Annotated in this window: 10 protein-coding genes; 4 read left to right on the top strand and 6 right to left on the bottom strand. The window is 63.4% G+C overall.

Annotated features, from left to right (window positions below; translation table 11 throughout):
• Position 1: 1 nt before the first annotated feature.
• The 6 genes from QQL28_RS08935 to QQL28_RS08910 are packed head-to-tail and all read right to left on the bottom strand — an operon-like array spanning position 2 to position 7,482.
• Positions 2-814 carry an HAD family hydrolase gene (locus tag QQL28_RS08935; RefSeq protein WP_284263797.1) on the bottom strand — a complete coding sequence of 271 codons (813 nt, stop codon included), beginning with the start codon at positions 812-814 and terminating at the stop codon, positions 2-4.
• Positions 811-1,353 (bottom strand): gluconokinase, encoded by a 543-nt coding sequence (locus tag QQL28_RS08930; RefSeq protein WP_284263795.1) that lies wholly within the window; start codon positions 1,351-1,353, stop codon positions 811-813. The genes QQL28_RS08935 and QQL28_RS08930 overlap by 4 nt, the downstream gene beginning before the upstream one ends.
• Positions 1,340-2,089, bottom strand: a complete 750-nt coding sequence (gene pgl / locus QQL28_RS08925; RefSeq protein ID WP_284263794.1) for a 6-phosphogluconolactonase — start codon at positions 2,087-2,089, stop codon at positions 1,340-1,342. The genes QQL28_RS08930 and pgl overlap by 14 nt, the downstream gene beginning before the upstream one ends.
• Complete coding sequence (zwf, locus tag QQL28_RS08920; RefSeq protein WP_284263792.1) at positions 2,089-3,603, bottom strand: glucose-6-phosphate dehydrogenase; 1,515 nt, start codon at positions 3,601-3,603, stop codon at positions 2,089-2,091. The genes pgl and zwf overlap by 1 nt, the downstream gene beginning before the upstream one ends.
• Positions 3,604-3,616: 13 nt before the next feature.
• Positions 3,617-4,618, bottom strand: a complete 1,002-nt coding sequence (gene gnd / locus QQL28_RS08915) for a phosphogluconate dehydrogenase (NAD(+)-dependent, decarboxylating) (protein ID WP_284263789.1) — start codon at positions 4,616-4,618, stop codon at positions 3,617-3,619.
• 14 nt (positions 4,619-4,632) lie between these two features.
• Positions 4,633-7,482 (bottom strand): bifunctional transaldolase/phosoglucose isomerase, encoded by a 2,850-nt coding sequence (locus QQL28_RS08910; RefSeq protein WP_284263787.1) that lies wholly within the window; start codon positions 7,480-7,482, stop codon positions 4,633-4,635.
• A 340-nt stretch (positions 7,483-7,822) separates the two neighbouring features.
• Between QQL28_RS08910 and QQL28_RS08905 the strand changes: the two genes are divergently transcribed.
• The 4 genes from QQL28_RS08905 (at position 7,823) to QQL28_RS08890 (ending at position 13,532) form a co-directional block, all read left to right on the top strand.
• Entirely contained in the window at positions 7,823-8,455 is a 633-nt protein-coding gene (locus QQL28_RS08905; protein WP_284263785.1) for an STM3941 family protein, read from the top strand.
• Positions 8,456-8,756: 301 nt separating this feature from the next.
• Entirely contained in the window at positions 8,757-10,700 is a 1,944-nt protein-coding gene (locus QQL28_RS08900; protein ID WP_284263783.1) for a PrkA family serine protein kinase, read from the top strand.
• 13 nt (positions 10,701-10,713) lie between these two features.
• Complete coding sequence (locus tag QQL28_RS08895; protein WP_284263781.1) at positions 10,714-11,991, top strand: YeaH/YhbH family protein; 1,278 nt, start codon at positions 10,714-10,716, stop codon at positions 11,989-11,991.
• Positions 11,988-13,532, top strand: a complete 1,545-nt coding sequence (locus tag QQL28_RS08890) for a SpoVR family protein (RefSeq protein ID WP_284263779.1) — start codon at positions 11,988-11,990, stop codon at positions 13,530-13,532. The genes QQL28_RS08895 and QQL28_RS08890 overlap by 4 nt, the downstream gene beginning before the upstream one ends.
• The last annotated feature ends 57 nt before the right edge of the window (positions 13,533-13,589 follow it).

Below are 13,589 nucleotides of genomic sequence, written 5' to 3'. Positions count from 1 at the left end.
TTCAACCGATCCCGTTCCGCTTCAGGATGATTTCCATCGCCTCGGCAAAGCCGTCCTGTTCATTGGTCGCAGTGACATGGGTCGCCTGCTGCTTGACACTGTCGGAGGCATTGCCCATGGCGAACGAGAGGCCGCTGACGCGGAACATTGCCAGGTCGTTCTGCATGTCGCCGATCGTGGCGATCGCGTCCGTCGAGATGCCGAGGCGCCGCGCCATGTCCTGGACGAACGTGCCCTTATTGAAGCCGGGTGGCGTGATGTCGAGATAATACGTCTGCGAACGTACCGCAGTCGCCTCGCCGCCGAGGGCTTCCTGCATCGCCTTCTCGCAACGCTCCAGCCCCGCCGCATCGGCGCTCGCGCCGACGATCTTGCAACCACTCGCGAGATATGGCGTGAAGTCCGCCACGACCGTCGGATCGGCGCGGATCGTGTGCTGCTCGTGCGCGACATAGCTGCCCTTGGGGTTGTCGATCAGCCATTTGTCGGCGGTAAAGAGCCAGATGTCAGCGCCGAATTCCTGGAGGATCTGCAGGCAGCGCTCGGCCGCCGCCTGTGGGATCAGGTGCTGCTCGACCGGCTTCATCTGTGGATCGATCGTCGAAGAGCCGTTGAACGGGCCGACCGGCAGTGTGATCGAAAGCGGCTCGATCAGAAAGCGCATGCCGATGGCGGGGCGGCTCGAGGTGATGGTGAAGCCGATGCCAGCCTTGTGCAGTCGCTGCACCGCGGCCTTGGCGCGGTCGGTCAGCGTCTTGTCCTTGGTCAGCAAAGTGCCATCGACGTCGGAAACTACGAGTGAGATGGGCGTCATGACATGGCCTTGTGCTTCTCGCCGCCGAATTTCAACTGTCGCAGGACGCCATCCACGATCGCCTCGATGGTTTCATCGATCGAGACGGTGATGACATGCTCGCCGGCGTCGGGCGGCTCCAGCGTCCTGAACTGGCTTGTGAGCAGTTCCGGCGGCATGAAATGCCCCTTGCGATGGGCGAGCCGGTCGGCGATCAGCTCCTGGGTGCCTTTCAGGAAGACGAAACGAACGTCGTCGCGGCCGCGCAGCAGCACGTCGCGATAGGCGTGCTTCAGCGCCGAGCAGGCGATAATGACGTGACCGTCCGCCTTGCAGGTCCGCTCGACCTCGTCGGCGATGGCATTGAGCCATGGCCAGCGGTCCTCATCAGTGAGCGGATGGCCGGCGGCCATTTTCGCGACATTGCTCGCGGGATGAAAGCTGTCGCCGTCCTCGAAGCGCCAGCCGAGGCGCTTGCCGAGCGCCTCCGCGACCGTGCTCTTGCCCGAGCCCGAGACGCCCATCACGATCAATGCGCAGGGTGGTTCAGCGCCCGCCACGAAAGCCCTCCGGAAGCGCGGCTTCGTCGACCAGCCAGACGGTCTCGCGGTTCGAGCGCGCGCGTGTTGCGGGCAGATTCTCGCTATTGAGCAGGCGCGTCAAGATCGGCCGCTTGCCGGCGCCCTCGATTTCAAACAGCATTTCGCGGCAAGAGGCGAGCGTCGGCAATGTCAGGGTCACCCGCGGCACGAAGGGCGCGACATTGGCCTTGGGCACGCCGACCACCCAGCGGTCGGCCTCCTCGATCGCGGGGTAGCCGGGAAAGAGCGAGGCGGTGTGGCCGTCGGGACCCGCGCCCATCAGCACGAGGTCGAACAGCGGCTTTGACGGGTCAAGCCGGTCGGCCCCATAGAACGTTTGCAGCTCCCGCGCATAAGCGGCCGCGCTCTCGTCCGGCCCACCGGCCGTGGTCGGAATCGGATGGATGTTGGTGGGCGGTGCGTCGCGGTCGAGAAAGGTCGCGCGGGCGACGTTCATGTTGTTGAGGGGATCACCCTCCGGCACGAAGCGCTCGTCGCCGATGAACCAGTGCACGCGCTGCCAGGGAATCTTGCTGCGGTAAGTCTCGGTGCCGAGCAGCTGATAGAGCCGCTTCGGGCTCGACCCGCCGGTGAGGCAGATCGCGATGCGGCCGGGATTGGTCGAGATTCGCGCCATGACCCGCTCGGCAGCGGTGCGCGCGAGCGCGGCGGCGTCGGCGACGACGATCAGCCGGGGCTTGTCGGTCGCAGCCATCAGGTGAACTTCCGCCAGCTTCGCCCGTCGCGTCTGAGCAGTTCGTCGGCGCCGAGTGGGCCTTCGCTTCCGGCGCGGTAAAGCTCGAGGCCGCCGCTGCCCGCCTTCTTCCAGGCATCGAGGAGCGGCTGCACCGCCTGCCAACCCGCCTCGATGGCGTCGGCGCGCTGAAACAGGATGTTGTCGCCGATCATGCAGTCGTAGATCAGCGTCTCATAGCCGGTGCTGGGCTCCGCTTTGAAATAGTCTCCGTAGCGAAATTTCATCTCGACACCGTCGATGGAGACGCTGGGGCCAGGCATCTTGGCGTTGAACTGCAGCTCGATACTTTCGGTCGGGGCGATGCCGATGGTCAGGAAATTCTGCGACAGCCGGTCGATCGGCGTGCCGCTGAACATCGCGAGCGGCGCCTGCTTGAACTTGATCGCCACTTCCGTGCGCTTGCTGGCGAGTGCCTTGCCAGTGCGCAGATAGAAGGGGACGCCGGCCCAGCGCCAATTGTCGATGGCGAGCTTCAGCGCGACAAAGGTCTCGGTGGTGCTGTCCGGATTGACCTCCGCAGTGCCGCGATAATCGGAAAGCTCCTCGCTGCCGACGCGGCCTCCCACATATTGCGCGCGGACCGAGTTCTTCAGTGCGTCGGCTTCGCTCTGCGGTTGGATTGCTGCCAGCACCTCGGCCTTCTCGTTGCGCACTGCGCGCGCCTCGAAACGCGTCGGTGGCTCCATCGCGACCAGCGACAGGAGCTGGAACAGATGGTTCGGCACCATGTCGCGCAATGCGCCGGTCGAATCGTAGAAGCCGCCGCGATGACCGACACCGAGGCGCTCCTCGACGGTGATCTGGATGTGGTCGATATGGTTGCGATTCCAGATCGGCTCGAACATACCGTTGGCAAAGCGCAGCACCAAGATGTTCTGCACCGTTTCCTTGCCGAGGTAGTGATCGATCCGGTAGATCTGGTGTTCTTCGGCGATCTTCAACAATTCCGCGTTCAATGCCTTGGCCGAGGCGAGGTCGGTGCCGAACGGCTTCTCCACGACAAGCCGCCGCCAGGCGCCGTTGTCTTCCTTCAAAAGCCCAGTGCGGCCGAGCGCGCCCGCGGTTGGCGCAAACGCGGCCGGCGGTGTCGCGAGATAAAACAGCCGGTTGCCCCCGGTGCCGCGCGAGCATTCGAGCGCGTCGAGATGCTTGTGCAGCGCGTCGAAGGACGGCGGATCCTTCGGGTCGGCCTCGACGAAGGTCACGCATTGCAGGAGCTGCTGGGCGACGACGTCGTCCACTGGACGGGTGGCATGCTCTCGCAGCCCCTTCAATAGGCTATCGCGCAGATCGTCATTCGACATGCCCTTGCGGGCGACGCCGACGACGCAGAACTTCTCCGGCAACAGGTTCTCGGCGGCGAGATTGTAGAGCGATGGGATCACCAGGCGATGGGTGAGATCGCCGGTGACGCCGAAGATGACGAAGGCGCAATTCTCAGGTTTGCGTTGGGGCTGCGGATCTTTTGTCACGAATGACTGGCCTTCAGGCTTTGGGCTTGGACGCGTCCGGTTGCTTCGGCTCCTTGTGCCCGCCGAAGCCGGCGCGCATGGCGGAGAGAATTTTCTCCGCGAAGGTGTGCTCCTTGCGCGAGCGGAAGCGGGCAAACAGCGCCGCAGTCAGCACTTCGGCCGGCACCGCCTCGTCGATCGCCGCATTCACGGTCCATCGGCCTTCGCCGGAATCCTCCACGAACCCCGAATATTCCGACAGCGCTGGGCTGTCGGCGAGCGCGGTCGAGGTCAGGTCGAGCAGCCAGGACGGGATCACGCTGCCGCGCCGCCACACCTCGGCAATGTCGGCGAGATCGAAATCGAAACGATGATCCGCCGGCAGCGCCTCGGTGCTGGCGTTCTTGAGGATGTCAAAACCCTCGGCATAAGCCTGCATCAGGCCGTACTCGATGCCGTTGTGGATCATCTTGACGAAATGGCCCGCGCCGATCGGGCCGGCATGGATGTAGCCCTGCTCGATGCGGGGATCGCGGTCCTCACGCCCCGGCGTACGCGGAATGTCACCTGCGCCGGGCGCAAGCGTGCCGAAGATCGGATCGAGCCGGTCGACGACGGCCTTGTCGCCGCCGATCATCATGCAATAGCCGCGATCCAGCCCCCAGACGCCGCCGGATGTGCCGACGTCGACATAGTGGATGCCGCGCTCCTTCAGCGCCTTGCCGCGGCGGACGTCGTCCTGCCAGAACGTGTTGCCGCCGTCGATGATGACGTCGCCGGCGTCCATCAGCTTCGCAAGCGCCTCGATCGTGGTCTCGGTGATGCGACCGGCGGGCAGCATCACCCAGGCGGCGCGCGGCTTGTCGAGCTTTGCGACGAACTCCTCCAGCGTACTCGCGCCTTGCGCGCCGTCGGCGGCGAGGCCGGCGACGGCCTTGGCGTCCTTGTCGTAGACCACGGCCGAATGGCCGTTCCGCACCAGCCGGCGGACAATGTTGCCGCCCATCCGGCCGAGGCCGATCATGCCGAGCTGCATTGACGTATCCTCTTTCAGTTCAGCGCTTGCGAGAGCGCGGCGTTCAGCGCGGCGAGGCCTTTCTTCAGCCCGCCTTTCAGATGCACGCGGAGCGCGCGTCGTCCGCGCTCGGTGAGCACGTCGAAGTCGCCACGCGCCTGCGCCGCCTTGATGACGCCAAAGCTGGCCTTCTGGCCCGGCACCGGAAGGTCCTTGGCGTCGTCGGTCGTGATTTGCAGGAACACGCCGGAGTCGGGCCCGCCCTTGTAGGCCTGCCCGGTCGAATGCAGGAAGCGCGGGCCGAATTCCGCTGCGGTGGCGACATGGCGCTTTTCGAGCACCTCCGTCCGCATCGCCTGCAAAGCCTCGATCGTGGTCTTGTCGCGCGCGATGTAGCCGAGCAGGGCGACATAGTCGCCTTGCCGGGAGCGGCCGAGATGCGCTCTTAGCCACGAGGTGAGGTCGCCGTTCGCGCCGGCGGCACGGAGCGCCGCGGCGTTGGCGTCGTCAGTGTAGAGGTCGGCGTCCGCGGTGCTGACGACCGGCGCTTCTGGCGGCAGTGCGCCGGTCTTCTCGAACGCGGCCGTCAGTTCGCGGGTCTTGATCTTGGCTGCTTCCACGTCCGGCTGGTCGAATGGGTTGATGCCGAGGATGGAGCCCGCGACCGCGGTCGCCATCTCGAAGCGGAAGAACTCCTGGCCGAGATGGTCGACCGACTTCATGACGATACGCACCACGGGGTGACCCGCGCGCTCGAGTGCGGCGAGTTTTTCCTCGTGAGCAGCGTCGAGCTCGCTCTCGGTGCGGATGTCGACGAAGAAGCGGTCGTTGCCGTAAATGTGGGGATCTCCGAGCGGTTCGCCGTCGATCGGGATCAGGCCCTTGCCCTCCTTGCCGGTCGATTCCGCGATCAGCTGCTCGGCCCAGGCGCCGAAATCGGCGATCTTCTTCGACGAGAAGATCGTCACCTTGTCGCGACCCTCGAGGCCGGCGAGCCCCATGGCAAGGCCGAGCTGCACGCCGGGATTTTCATGCGGCGGCACGTCCGGCCCACAGGAGCGCACCATGGCGAGCGTATGCTTGATGAAGCTTCCGACATCGATGCCGGCGGTCGCGGCCGGCACGAGGCCAAAGGGGGACAGGACCGAATAGCGCCCGCCGATCGAGGGCTCGCCGTGGAAGATGCGGGCATAGTTCAGCGTCTTGGCGGCCTTCTCCAGCGACGAGCCGGGGTCGGTGACCGCGATGAAGCGATGGCCGGTCTTGACGGAGGAGCCGACCGCTTGCGCGACACGGTCGTAGAAATAATCCTTCATCGCGTTCGGTTCGGTCGTGCCGCCGGACTTGCTGGACACGATGAACACGGTATTGGCGATGTCGATCTTGGCCTCCATCGCCCGCACCTGCGTTGGGTCGGTGGAGTCGAGCACGTGCAGCTTCGGGAAGCCCGCCTTGCGTGCGAAGGTCTCGGCGAGCACTTCAGGTCCCAGGCTCGATCCGCCCATGCCGAGCACGACGGCGTCGGAGAATTTTTGGCCCTTCACGCGGCCTGCGTAGTCCGCATAGTCGGCGATGTCGGCCTTCGCCGCGCAGTCGAGCCAGCCGAGCCACTTGTTCTCATCCGCACCGGTCCAGACCGATTTGTCGTGCCGCCAGAGCCTGCGGATTTTTGCCGAGGCCCGCCACTCTTCGGTGCTCTTGGTCACGGCCTTGCCGAGCCCGTCACCGAGCGCAAGCTGCTGGCGGTCGATCGCGGCCCCGAGCACGGTGGCGCGCTTGGAGGCGACTGCGCCATAGAGCTTGTCGGCGGCGTCGGCAAACAGCTTCACGCCGTCCTTGACGAGCTCCGCTGTGATCTCGTCAAGGGAGATGCCGGAGCGCTCGAGCTCCTCCAGCACGCGCGCGGCCTCCTCGACATTTTCCTCCAGGCTGTCGCGCAGCTTGCCATGGTCGCGGAACGCATCCAGCGTCGCCGGCGGCACGGTGTTGATGGTGTTCGGGCCGATCAACTCCTCGACATAGAGGACGTCGCGATAGTCCTTGTTCTTGGTGCCGGTGGAGGCCCACAGCATCCGCTGCGGCTTGGCGCCCTTGGCGGCGAGCTTGTCCCAGCGTGGCCCGGAAAACAGGCGCTTGTAGTCCTGGTAGGCGAGCTTTGCATTCGCGATCGCGACCTTGCCCTTGAGCGCCGCCAGGCGCTCCTTTTCGCTGGGGTCGTTGGCCCGGGCGATCTTGTCGTCGAGCTGCTTGTCGACCACGGTGTCGATACGGCTGACGAAGAAGCTTGCGACACTTGCGACATGCGACGGATCGCCGCCGCCCGCCACGTATTTCTCAAGGCCCGCAAGATAGGCCTCGGCGACCTCCAGATAGACCTCCTTGGAGAACAACAGGGTGATGTTGACGCTGATGCCGTCGCCGATGAGCTGCTCGATGGCCGGCAGGCCCTCCGGCGTTGCCGGCACCTTGACCATCAAGTTTTTGCGATTGACATCCTTCCAGAGCCGCCGGGCTTCCGCGACCGTCCCCTTGGTATCCATCGCCAGATAGGGCGACACCTCCAGGCTGACGAAGCCGTCCTGGCCCTCCAGGCGGTTATAGACCGGACGCAGCACGTCGGCGGCATTCTGGATGTCTTCGACCGCGAGTTGCTCGAAGAGGTCGGCGACCGGACGGTCGCCGCGCTTCAGCGCCTTGCCGATCGGGGCGTCATATTCGTCCGAGCTGCCGATCGCCTTTTCGAAGATCGACGGGTTGGAGGTGACGCCCTTGACGCCATCGGTCTCGATCAGCTGCTTCAGGTCGCCCTTAGCGATGAAGCCGCGGGCCAGGAAGTCGAGCCAGACGGCCTGTCCGTGCTTTTCCAGTTCTTTGACGGGATTCATGGTCTCTCTTTTCTCCGAGCCGGTGGCGGGCGAGGGGTTCCAGCGCCGGTCCTGACGCGCTATGGTGTGTTAACACGGCCTTGGGAGGGAACCAATCAAGGGTATGTGCGTCATACTCCCGGCATAACTCTGGTGAGATCATAGCGATCCAGCCGATCGGTTGTCCCGTTGCGTGAAAGTCGTTCGCCGCAAGCTTCTCGGCCGGAGCAAGCTTCTCGGCCAGAGTCTGTGGCGTAGCGTCAGCCATCGCTGAACGGAGTGTTCTCTCGCGGGCTCAAGCATTTGCCCGTACGGCGGGTTGCGTTAGTTCATTCATGAACTGCCATGCTGGGGGATAAGCATGCACGCAGATTCTGACGGCCTTGCGATTGCGGTCACGCCGTGTCGATCGGCCTTTCCTGCCGACCTCGATGCGTCCGACGATCTCGAGATCGGCCATAGCTTTCCCCGCCTCGGACGACTGATTGCCCTGGGGTTTGGCATGACCCTTCTCAGCGCCGCGCTTGCCTTCGAGCTGTGGGGTGGACTCGGCGCCTACGAGCGGGCGGCGGGCTGCGCGGGTGTCCTGCTGTTCGGGCTCGTCACCTGCCGGTTGATCTGGATGTTGCCGGCCGAGCGGGGACCGGTCGTCATCGTCAGTCGCTACGGCATCCGTGATCTGCGTAACGGCAATGAATTCCTGCTCTGGGACTCGATCGAAGATGTTTCGGTGCGCGAAAGCCGTGGATGCAAAACCGTTGTGCTGACGCCGACGCCGGCGCTGCGCCGGCAACTTCGCTGCGTCAGGAGCAGGCGCGCGGTCTCGCCGCAGAGTGATGCGGATGTCATCGTTATCGATCCGGCCGGGCTGGCGACGGACTTCGCGACGTTGCTGCAAGCCTGCCAGGCTTGTCACGATGCGAGCGAACGGCGCACCGCATTGCAACAGAATAGCCATCACGACGCTCAAAGCTTCGCCGTCAAAGCGTCATAAGTTCGCCGCCGGCGGGCCGCTATGCTGCGCTGCGGATGGACTCATCCCCGGTAACGCCCGGATGTTGCGGCAGGGCGACATTTGCTGGAAATTAGCGAATACGGGTATAGATTCGCATAAATAACAGGCAGGTGCCTGTTCGTAACTCACCCGGTGCCTACGTTGTGCGTTGCGCCGAGATGGCGCCCGGGTGTCCAATGATCGTCATGTGCTCATGCTGATTCGAAACGGGCGCAACGGAACGGTCCGGTAACTGCTTTCGTTTCAGCTTGAGTAAGCGGAAATCACGCGGAGAGGGATCATGTACAACGATTCTTTGTTCAACGCTTTCGCTCGGTCGTTCGAGGCGAGAAGCCAGCACGACATGTCGATGGCGGAATATCTGGAATCGTGTCGAAGCGATCCCATGAAATACGCGAATTCAGCCGAGCGACTACTAGCTGCGATCGGTGAACCCCAGACGATTGACACGGCCAAGGACCCACGCCTTGGCCGTATTTTTTTGAACCGTACGATCCGCACCTATCCAGCCTTCGCCGGCTTCTACGGCATGGAGGAAACGATCGAACGCATCGTTGGTTTCTTCCGTCACGCCGCGCAAGGCCTCGAAGAACGCAAGCAGATCCTTTATCTGCTCGGCCCGGTCGGTGGCGGCAAATCCTCGCTCGCCGAGCGGCTGAAGTCGCTGATGGAGGTGCAGCCGATCTACGTACTCAAGGCCGGCGACGAACTCTCGCCCGTGTTCGAGAGCCCGCTCAGCCTGTTCGATCCCGATCAGCTCGGTCCGATGCTGGAAGAGAAGTACGGCATTCCGCGCCGGCGTCTCACCGGCCTGATGAGCCCGTGGTGCTACAAGCGGCTCGAGGCCTTTGGCGGCGACATTTCTCAGTTCAGAGTCGCGAAAATCCAGCCTTCGCGGCTGCGCCAGATCGCGATCGCCAAGACCGAGCCCGGTGACGAGAACAACCAGGACATCTCCTCGCTGGTCGGCAAGGTCGACATCCGCAAGCTCGAGACCTACGCGCAGAACGACCCCGATGCGTACAGCTATTCCGGTGGTCTCAACCGCGCCAACCAGGGCATCCTCGAATTCGTCGAGATGTTCAAGGCGCCCATCAAGATGCTGCACCCGCTGCTCACCGCGACGCAGGAGGGCAACTACATCGGCACCGAGAATATCGGCGCGATCCCGTTCACCGGCATCATCCTCGCGCACTCGAACGAGGCCGAGTGGGCGAGCTTCAAGTCCAACAAGAACAACGAAGCCTTCATCGACCGCATCTGCGTGATCAAGGTGCCGTACGTGCTGCGGGTCACAGAAGAGCAGAAGATCTACGAGAAGCTGATCCAGGGCTCCGAGCTCGCATCTGCGCCGTGCGCGCCGTCGACGCTGGAGACGATGGCACGTTTCTCGGTGATGTCGCGCCTGCGCAGGCACGAGAACTCTACCCTGTTCGGCAAGATGCGGGTGTATGACGGCGAGAGCCTGAAGGAGTCCGATCCGAAGGCGCGCAGCGTCCAGGAATACCGCGATGCCGCCGGCGTCGACGAGGGCATGGATGGCGTCTCCACCCGCTTCGCCTTCAAGATCCTGGCTGCGACCTTCAACCACGATCCGCAGGAAGTCGCCGCCGACGCCGTGCACCTGATGTACGCGCTGGAACAGTCGATCCGCCGCGAGCAGCTGCCCGAGGAAACCGAGAAGCGCTACCTCGAATTCATCAAGGCGGAACTCGCCCCGCGCTACGCCGAATTCATCGGTAACGAGATCCAGAAGGCTTATCTCGAATCCTACACGGACTATGGCCAGAACCTTTTCGATCGCTACGTAGACTATGCAGATGCGTGGATCGAGGATCAGGACTTCAAGGACCCGGATACGGGCCAGTTGCTTGATCGCGAGTTGTTGAACCAGGAGCTGACCAAGATCGAGAAGCCGGCCGGCATTGCCAACCCGAAGGACTTCCGGAACGAGGTGGTCAAATTCTCGTTACGGGCCAGGGCTCAGAACAGTGGCAAGAATCCGAACTGGACCTCTTACGAGAAGATTCGCGACGTGATCGAAAAGCGGATATTCTCTCAGGTCGAGGACCTGCTTCCGGTAATCTCGTTCGGGTCGAAGAAGGACGGCGAGACCGAAAAGAAGCACGGCGAGTTTGTCGCACGCATGGTGGAGCGCGGCTACACCGAGCGTCAGGTTCGCCGGCTTGTCGAGTGGTACATGCGCGTGAAGCAGGCCGGTTGAGGCGGATGAGAAAGTGGCCCATATTGTTGACAGGCGCCTGAATCCGGGCGGTAAGAGTCTTGAGAACCGCCAGCGGTTCTTGCGTCGGGCCAAATCCCTGGTGCAGGGCGCCGTCAAGAAGACCTCGCAGGAACGCGATATCAAGGACGTCCTGGAGGGTGGTGAGGTTACGATCCCCCTCGACGGGATGCACGAGCCGCGCTTCCGCCGCGAAGGCGGCACGCGCGACATGGTGTTGCCCGGGAACAAGAAGTTCATCGAGGGCGACTATCTACAGCGCTCGGGGCAGGGCAGCGCCAAGGACTCCGGTCCCGGCGAAGGCGACAGCGAGGACGCCTTCCGCTTTGTCCTCTCCCGCGACGAGTTCGTCGATCTCTTCCTCGACGATCTCGAGCTTCCCGATCTCGCCAAGCGCAAGATCGCGCAGACCGAGAGCGAGGGCATCCAGCGCGCCGGCTACACCACGTCCGGCTCGCCCGCGAACATCTCCGTCAGCCGAACCGTCAGGCTCGCGCTCGCCCGCCGCATCGCGCTGCGCCGTCCGCGCAAGGACGAGATGGACGAGCTGGAAGCCAGGATCGCCGAATGCACCGACGAAGACGAGCGCGCTGCGCTCGTCGCCGAGCTCGAGAAGCTGAAGGCGAAATCCAAGCGCATTCCCTTCATCGATCCGATCGACATTCGCTATCGCCGCTTCGAGACGGTGCCCAAGCCGGTGGCGCAGGCCGTGATGTTCTGCCTGATGGACGTCTCCGGCTCGATGTCCGAGCACATGAAGGACCTCGCCAAGCGCTTCTACATGCTGCTCTACGTCTTCCTGAAGCGCCGCTACAAGCACGTCGAGATCGTCTTCATCCGCCACACCGACCGCGCGGAGGAGGTGGACGAGCAGACCTTCTTCTATAGTCCGGCCTCCGGCGGCACGCTGGTGTCGAGCGCGCTCCAGGCGATGCACGAGATCGTGCGCGAGCGCTTCAATCCGGCGGACTGGAACATCTACGCGGCGCAAGCCTCCGACGGCGACAACTCCTATTCCGACGGCGAGCTCGCCGGCATGCTTCTGACCGAGAAGATCCTGCCGGTCTGCCAGTTCTTCGCCTATCTCGAGGTCGGTGAGTCCGGCGGCAGCGCCTTCGATCTCTCCGATTCCTCGCTGTGGACGCTTTATGATCGCCTGCGCAACAGCGGCGCGCCGCTGTCGATGCGCAAGGTCAGCGAGCGCAGCGAAATCTTCCCGGTGTTCCACGACCTGTTCCAGCGCCGCGAAAAACAGGAGAAAGCCGCTCCATGACGGACAAGACCGGGCGATTGTTCGAAGGCGCGGACTGGGACTTCCACACCTTGCAGCGTATCCACGATGCCTGCGAGGGTGTCGCGAAGAAAGAGCTCGGCCTCGACGTCTATCCGAACCAGATCGAGGTAATCACCGCCGAGCAGATGCTGGACGCGTATTCCTCCGTCGGCATGCCGCTGTTCTACAAGCACTGGTCGTTCGGTAAGCACTTCGCCTTCCACGAGGCCTCCTACCGTAAAGGCCTGATGGGCCTCGCCTACGAGATCGTCATCAACTCCTCGCCCTGCATCTCCTATTTGATGGAGGAGAACACGGCGACGATGCAGACGCTGGTGATCGCGCATGCTGCCTTCGGCCACAATCACTTCTTCAAGAACAACTATTTGTTCAAGCAGTGGACCGACGCCGACGGCATTCTGGACTATCTCGATTTCGCCAAGAACTACGTCTCGCAATGCGAGGAGCGCTACGGCCGGGTCGAGGTAGAACGCACGCTGGATGCCGCGCATGCGCTGATGTCGCACGGCATTGACCGCTATCCCGGCAAGAAGAAGCTCGATTTGCGCGTCGAGGAGAAGCGGGCAGGGCGCCGCCGCCAGCACGAGGAAGAAGTCTTCAACGATCTCTGGCGCACTGTGCCCAAGGGTGCGACCAAGAGCCGATCGGTGCTGAGCATCGAGCGGCGTCGCAAGCTGCTCGGCCTGCCGCAGGAAAACCTGCTCTACTTCCTGGAAAAGAGCGCGCCGCGGCTGGCTCCCTGGCAGCGTGAATTGCTGCGCATCGTCCGCCACATCGCGCAGTATTTCTACCCGCAGAGTCAGACCAAGGTGATGAACGAGGGGACGGCGACCTACGTCCACTACCGCATCATGTCGACCCTGCATAAGCAGGGCCGCATTACCGACGGCAACTTCCTCGAATTCCTCCAGTCGCACACCAACGTGGTGTTCCAGCCCGAGTTCGACGATCCGCGCTTCTCCGGCTTCAATCCTTATGCGCTCGGTTTTGCGATGATGCAGGATATCGAGCGGATCGCCACGAATCCCGAGGCCGAGGACCGTGAGTGGTTCCCGGACATCGCCGGCAAGGGCGATCCGATGGGTGTGTTGCGCGATGTCTGGGCGAACTACCGCGATGAGAGCTTCATCGGGCAGTTCCTCAGCCCCAAGCTGATGCGGCACCTGCGCATGTTCCATCTCCACGACGATCCGGAGGAGCGCGCCGGCATCCGGGTCGACGCCATCCACGACGAGCGCGGTTTTCGCCGCGTCCGCCGCGAGCTCGCACGGCAGCACGATGTCGGCTTCATCGATGCCAATATCGAAGTGGTCGACGTCGACCTCGCCGGCGACCGCCGGCTGATCCTGCACCATCACGTCATCAAGGGCTCGCAGCTCAACGAGACCGACGCCAAGCGCGTGCTTCAGCATCTGGCCGATCTCTGGACCTACGACGTGTCGTTGATCGAGGTCGATGCCAACGACAAGGTCTTGCGGGAATACGTGGTCAGCCCGCGGCCGATCCCCGCGGCGGCCTAAGCCACTTTTGCGGATGCGCATACCCTTCTCTCACAAGGGGAGAAGGGGAGGCCGCCC

The organism is Bradyrhizobium iriomotense (assembly GCF_030160715.1).
Lineage (GTDB): Bacteria > Pseudomonadota > Alphaproteobacteria > Rhizobiales > Xanthobacteraceae > Bradyrhizobium > Bradyrhizobium iriomotense.
Note: the sequence above shows the minus strand (reverse complement) of the source record. Positions and strands in the feature narration are given on the sequence as shown.